The following is a 6,623-nucleotide window of genomic DNA, read 5'->3' on the forward strand; positions in this document are numbered from 1 at the left end:
TTTGTTTTTTCAATTTAAAAACGCGCACCGCAGACAGTTGGGCTGTATCCTTATTTGTTTAGGAATTTTAAGTTTTGGAAGCATTTTTATCAATGTAACAGTCTCCGGATGTTCCACAACGGTGGGATTTCCCTCAGACTACGCTGCTACCATCAACTGGAATGAAAGCTTTTATCAAAATGGTGACTTGCACTTTTCTTACGCCTATTTCAGTATTGTTGGAATTGCGGTGGTCCTTCTGTCGCGCTTAAACTCAAAGCGGTCTATAGAATTGATTGAATCGAAGCGTTTGCGGGTCGGTGTGATGGTAGTGCTAATAGGAATAATTTCTCTCAATCCCCAGACCGCTTATACGCTACGTATTATTCCTGTAGACTGGAAATCCACGTACTGGGTCACGGAAAATGAGAGCTTTTATATGCCCGTGAATAATTCCTATATGTTTGCAAATATCTCCCTGTACCATAACAGCGCCTCTATTATTACCGGCATTACAGAGGGTGGCAAGGATATTGCGTGGGCACAGGGAACTCAGGTATACTCCTCCACCAAGCCCTATACACAGGCAAATCCAGGCGCGGTCAGCGACTTGGCGCAAAGAGGGATGCTGTCACTGTCTGTACAGCGGGTCAATGTAAACTTTGCGGACCCTCTCGTCCTGATACTAAAGGATGCGGATGGAAATGAGCTAGGTCGTGTATCCCAGACCAATACGCCGGATCGCTACCGCGTTGACTTTATGTTTGAAACGCCGGTGATCGGCGTTTCCAGAGTGGAATTTCAGCTTGAAAACGAGGATCCCGCCTATGTCTGTGATGGGATGCAGATCGGCGTAACCTTGTAAAAAGAGAGAAGTTTGACATGAGAAAAAAAGAACCGTTAGGGCCGGGAGAAAGTGCGCTCTCCGTGGCCACTAAAAAGGAATGGTTGGCAATCATTTTATTGATTGTTGTATTTTCCGTTTCACTTACCTTTGTATATGATTTATGGCATACTGCGGCATGCTCCATGAGCTTACTAGAAGGTCATTTTCGGGATTTTTATGAAGAAGCAGCTACAAGAAACGGAACCATTGTCTATTATCCCACCATTTATTTTTTATTTGCGATTTGGAACCTTATTCCCAGCCTGCTTGGCTTAAAATGGTCGGAAATTATCACGTCCAATGTGCTATTTTACGAAAAATGTTTGGGCTATTTCTTTTTGGTGATCGCTTGTGTTGCTATCTATAAAATTGCTGTTCATCTTTATGGAAATCAAAAAAGGGCAAGAGCTGTTATCTTAATTTTACTGACCATTCCGTACTTTTTTTTAATTTCGTTTCCATGGGGGATTTATGACCCTGTTTACATTGCGTTTGTCATGTGGGGCATTTATTTTCTTTTGGTGAAGTCTGATTTGAAGTTCACGGCATTTGGCCTTTTATGTCTTGCATTGGCAGTATCTTGCAAAACCTTTGTGTTTTTTATGATTTTGCCTGTTCTATTTTACCGTTTTAAGAAGATCTGGCAGTTGATACTTGCAGGTGGAACAACTGTATCGGTCATGGGAATCGAGTGTATTATCTTTAGAAATTCTCAAACTTTTCAAGAAACTGTGCTCAAACCAATGGATCATTTTGTGGCCACCATCTTTGCTTTTAATTTTATCGGGATTTCCTTTTTAATTGTCATTCTGATTTTGACCTGTATATGGCTTTACCGCATCGAATGTAACCCAGAGAACTTTTCTCGATTTATCTGGGGCAGTTTTTTGGTGACCTCCTCCTTTATTGGAATGTCTTTGTGGAATCCCGGCTGGCCCATTATGCTTATGCCTTATTTTGCACTGTTGACGGTTGGATTGCCTCAAAAAGACAGGAAGCTGGTCTATCTGCTAAATATGTGCTTTGCAATTTTCGCTATCAATGCTGTTGTAACAACACGAACCCCCTATTTTGGAGAATCAGCTTTTGTTAAAAGTCTTTTAGGCGGTTGGCTCTTGAAATCAGAAGATCTGAAATACGGATTTTCGTTATCTGCAGAGATTGTAGAAGCCCTGTTTACGAGCAGAATTTTTAAGTCCGACTATAACAATTATTGTTCCACTGCCATGTTTGCCTTGTTAGCACACAATGTTTGGTTTTTGAATCCATGGAGAGTTGAAAAACTACAAGAAGAACCAACAGAGCTATTACTTAACCAAGATGAAAAGAAAACCATGTATGCCTGTTTATTGGTTCCACTGGTCATTTATATGGCGCCTATTATTGCTTGGGTGACTACAAGAATATAACGGAGACTGCATTATGCACTATCAATTTTCAGAACGCAATCATTTTCCAATCTACTTTTCTGCAATTGCATTGGCACTTATCCTGCTTTGCATCACACCTATGCTCAGCAGCCTCTATACATATAACAAAAATCATGTAGAGGTTGAACGAGAAGGAATCCAGTATGCTTCTATCAAGAATACTGCCGTCACACAGGAAATCTACTGCGATGGTCATCTGAGCAATTTAGAGGTCTCCTTCTATGCCCCCAGTGGAGGGCTGTATGGAGATGCCCTGGTGGAAATCTCTGTTTCCCAAGGAGAAAAGCTGGTCACAGAGCGGGTCCGTGCGTCCAAACTCCATGCATTGAGTTTCTATGAGAAAGACCCGGGAACTCAGATGGAAAAACGCTCTCGCTATGAGATGAGCTATGCCATGCGTGAAAATCTCTGGGCATTTTCGCAGGGTACGGCCACTGTTTCGGTATCCGGAATCGGCTTGCCAGCGGGGACGGATCTGTTCTGCGAAGTTTCCTCTACCTTGATCAGCGGCCTCCCCTCCGCCATGGAAGGGATCAATGTACTGGGCTATCCCATGGTGGTGGAATATAGCTTGTTCCGCACGGATGCCCATTTCTGGTATGAAAGCGCCCTGCTTTGTTGCCTGCTGCTGGCCATTATTGGCACTGCATGGCTATGCACCTACCGAAAGCAATGGGTTCAGCAGAGGAATCTTTTGTTTTGGTGCGCGTTTGTGCTGATTGTTTTGACTATTTCTATCCGCAATCCCTACGCCTCCTTCTGGGGTGAACCTCGTAGCGAGGCCGTCTATGAATTTTGGTACAAAGCAGAAAATTTGGGACTCTGGGGTAGCCTGACATCCCTGATGAGCGGCGAAGCCTTGGCCACCTTAGAGCGGATTTTTATGTGGATCTCCAATGCCGTCTCACCCCGAAAATATGTATTCGTTGTGGCGCAGCTGCTGGAGCTGAGTTGGATTGCGGCGGCTTGTGCCATGCCCTGTCTGAATAGCTTTCGTCGATTTTTCTGTGACGAGATCAGGCTGGCTGTCAGCCTGGTGCTGGGCACAGGGCTGCTGTTTGATTCTGCCTACTATTTTTGGAGCTGCAGCTATTGGGCCATCCTGTTTCTCCTGTTTTTTGCCTTGCTTCCACTGGAAAAACTGTATCCTGTCTGGTATTGGGGCGGAATCGCTTTGACCGTCATTCTCTGCCTTTCCCGCATCTATCATATTCTCCTTGTCCCCATTGCCCTCATTGCACTGTTTCTGCTGGGGAAAAAACGAGGGAAACGGTTCTCGTTTTTCTGTGTTGCGGTAGCAGTCGCCTCCGCGTTGGAGGGGATCATTTCCTTTGCGGCAGAGACGAATCTCGCATCAGGCTCCAGCCCCCTTGTAAACATCACAGATATTGGCCTGTTCACCATGATTGAAAATACCATTTATTATCAGCTACAGGTGATCAATTCTTTTCTAACCGGTACAACCCACTGGCAGGGAAGCGGTGCCAATGTGTTATGCGGACTTTGTTTTCTTGCAATTTTAGTGGTTTTTTTTCTTCAAATTGCAAAAAAGAACAAAGAGACCGCTTTGCTGATGGGGAGTCTCGGTTTCCTCAGCCTGGGAACCATTGCAATCAATGTATATACTAGCGGCAGCTTTTCGGCAGTGAGTTTTCCCCGAAATTATGCAAGCCCCATTCATTGGGGAGAGACTATTTATCAGGAAGCAGACCTCCACTTTTCCTATGCGTACATAGCATTGTTCCTCCTTGGCCTTATATTGTGTTACTTGCTTGGCACTGGATTTTCAAAATGGTCCCGTGCGCATATTGCTGAGCAGGAGAGAAGCACGGTGACGGAACCAGCAAAACGGATCGGCACCTGTGCGCTGATAGCCATCTTATGTATTGTTGTCGCAGTCGGGGTAAAGCCACGCCTGTCGTACGATAAAATTACCGTTGAATGGAGGGAGAGCTATCAGGTAACGCAGCGCTCCTTCTATTTTCTTTCTGTGAATACGTTCTACGGTGCGGCTCCCATTTCGCTGGAAGAGGGAACCGATGAAAAGATATTTGGATTGAATGCAGACGGCCAACTTTATGAATGGCGGGAGGGACTTTCCGCCTACGAATTGAAGATGCCCTATCATTCAGCCTCTGTGGGTTTGGTCAGTGACATTGGCCAATATTCGGTGCTTTCCGTGACAGCAAGACGTGCGCTGGTTAACTTCCAAGTTTTGTATGTGGCGGTTTTGCGGGACATCAACGGCAACGAACTGGCACGGGTCAATCAGGCGCAAACAGACAACCGGCTGTGGTTGGATTTTCTTCTGGATGAGCCTGTAACAGACGTATATGAGATTACGTTTGAGCTGCAGGACGGGAACACAGCTTTTATTCAAGACGGCTTGCAAGTGGGCTATGTGGTGGAATAAAGCAATGATAAAAAAATTTTGGTTTTGCTTTATGAGATTTTTCCGCACCTGTCTAACTGTTCTTGGTCGTCCCTTTGGGATTGCGCTCACAGACGAAACGTGGATAGTATGGGAGCAGTTTATCAAATTTATTTTGGTTGGCATATCGAACGCCGTCGTAACGCTGCTGGTGTACAATGGGATTGTCTTGGCATTTGGAACGAAATGTTATCTTATTGCCCAGACCATAGGATATATTGCCGGCATCTTCAACTCCTACTTTTGGAATAGCCGGTTTGTTTTTTCTGTGGAATCTGGGCAAAAGGAACCGTTTATTAAGATGTGCATTTGTTATGGAATGACCTATCTTTTGCAGATAGGACTCCTATATAGCTTTGTTGAGTGGTTGCAACTATCGACATTTCTCTCCCCCGTCCTTGCGATTATCATAACTACACCTGTTAATTTTATTATCAACCGCTTGTGGACATTTCGCCAAAATAAATAGAAGGAACTGTTATTATTAATGATTTTTTGATGATGCTGGTGGTGGAACTGCCCTGCGCCGCATCGTGGCATGCCTTGCGCCTTGACCGACCTTCTCGCTGCTATAATCGGCAATATGATTCCCGTATCCTTTATTCTGCTGTTAATTCGTAAGATTTCCGGGTGACTTTGCACCTCCCCGTGGTGGGAGGAGAAGATCGCCCCTCTGGAAAAGCATGTCCACCTAAAAAATCGATTGGTGTATAAATGCCGCACCCTGGGACTTCTACTTCTGGTAGCCATTCCTTTGTCGGGCACCGGTGCGTGGCTCGCTCTCTGGTCGCCACCATTCTGGATATCCGGATGAAAACCGCCGTTCCCATCATTTTAGCAGGCGTCATTGTCGCCGGAAACATCACCATGTTGGTAACTTCTAGGGTCAGATCGCTGTTCAGCATGTAAAACTTCAATATATCTTGACAATAAAACGTTCAAGAGAGCACGGATTATTTTTCTGTCCCCTTGTATAAGTGGTAATATGGAGTACGCACTTTTTGGATAAAAGAGCATCATTTTCATTCCGGTGCTAATATTTTTGATGGTAGCTATCTGGAATGGCTGCTACATGCCGCTAGCGTAACGGCGCATGTAACCGAAGCACATTCCTGCGGAGGCTTTCAAGAAAAATGTGAACATCTGCGGTCTTTGGTTGGGTGCGATGAAACACTAAGCCTTGTTGTTTGCCGCACAACCCGCAAGAACACCCCCACTATCTATGGTAGCAACGTTATTCCGTTCCTCTCGGAACTTACAACAGCCAGCCGAAAGTGCAGACTGAAATGGAAGATGGGGGCCTGTCCATTCAGACTGTATTTTACGAGGCTATTTGTGAGCAGCATATTACAAGCGGTAGAGGGCTTCTTATGAACCAGCGCTATAACGCGCAGATCGCGCAAATGTAGGAAAAGCTGGCCGCGATCGAGAAATGCCAGAAATCCCATCAGTACATACTTTAATCTTTCTGTTTACATTTTGTTTACCATCGCAGAAAAGTCATAGAAATTCTGTGAAACGTTTGGAATTATATACGCGCAACTTGTACAGTAATAGCCAAAAAATTAGAAAAACACGCACTATTTAGAACCAATAGAACCAAAGAAGCGTTGGCGGGGTATGGATAACAACCCCATGAGGGACTATGGTTGCCGTTGCAAAGAGCAAAAATAAAATTCGCATTTCCAAAACCATTTAAGGTAAATTAAAGCACCCCATTCCATTTGGAATCGGGGCGCCTTTTGCATACAGCCAGCAGATTGCCTATTAACCCTTCACAAGCATGTGACCTAAGTAGTAGGGTGGTGCGGACAAAATTTTGGACTAAGCACAGAGCTTTAAATTTTGTCGATATTCCATTGGACTAGCTCCGCGGAGAGATTGTTTGATTCGCTTG

General features: G+C 44.8%; 4 protein-coding genes and 1 pseudogene. All 5 read left to right on the forward strand.

Annotated elements, in window-relative coordinates; genetic code table 11:
- A partial coding sequence (locus tag RTK01_RS15390) for a hypothetical protein (protein ID WP_312281820.1) occupies window positions 1-844 on the forward strand: 844 nt, incomplete at its 5' end.
- A gap of 17 nt (window positions 845-861) precedes the next feature.
- Window positions 862-2,274 carry a hypothetical protein gene (locus RTK01_RS15395; protein WP_312281821.1) on the forward strand — a complete coding sequence of 471 codons (1,413 nt, stop codon included), beginning with the start codon at window positions 862-864 and terminating at the stop codon, window positions 2,272-2,274.
- 13 nt (window positions 2,275-2,287) lie between these two features.
- Window positions 2,288-4,708, forward strand: a complete 2,421-nt coding sequence (locus RTK01_RS15400) for a hypothetical protein (protein WP_312281822.1) — start codon at window positions 2,288-2,290, stop codon at window positions 4,706-4,708.
- A gap of 4 nt (window positions 4,709-4,712) precedes the next feature.
- The gene (locus RTK01_RS15405; protein ID WP_312281823.1) at window positions 4,713-5,195 is read left to right on the forward strand and encodes a GtrA family protein; all 483 of its coding nucleotides are present in this window, start codon (window positions 4,713-4,715) and stop codon (window positions 5,193-5,195) included.
- A 189-nt stretch (window positions 5,196-5,384) separates the two neighbouring features.
- Window positions 5,385-5,540, forward strand: a pseudogene (locus RTK01_RS16895) (hypothetical protein); the annotation flags it as partial.
- Between the last annotated feature and the right edge of the window lie 1,083 nt (window positions 5,541-6,623).

The organism is Oscillibacter sp. (assembly GCF_031978065.1).
Lineage (GTDB): Bacteria > Bacillota > Clostridia > Oscillospirales > Oscillospiraceae > Oscillibacter.

Bases quoted from the DNA above. Each gene is read 5' to 3' on its own strand.
- RTK01_RS15395 (WP_312281821.1), top strand. From the start codon at position 862: ATGAGAAAAAAAGAACCGTTAGGGCCGGGAGAAAGTGCGCTCTCCGTG.
- RTK01_RS15400 (WP_312281822.1), top strand. From the start codon at position 2,288: ATGCACTATCAATTTTCAGAACGCAATCATTTTCCAATCTACTTTTCT.
- RTK01_RS15405 (WP_312281823.1), top strand. From the start codon at position 4,713: ATGATAAAAAAATTTTGGTTTTGCTTTATGAGATTTTTCCGCACCTGT.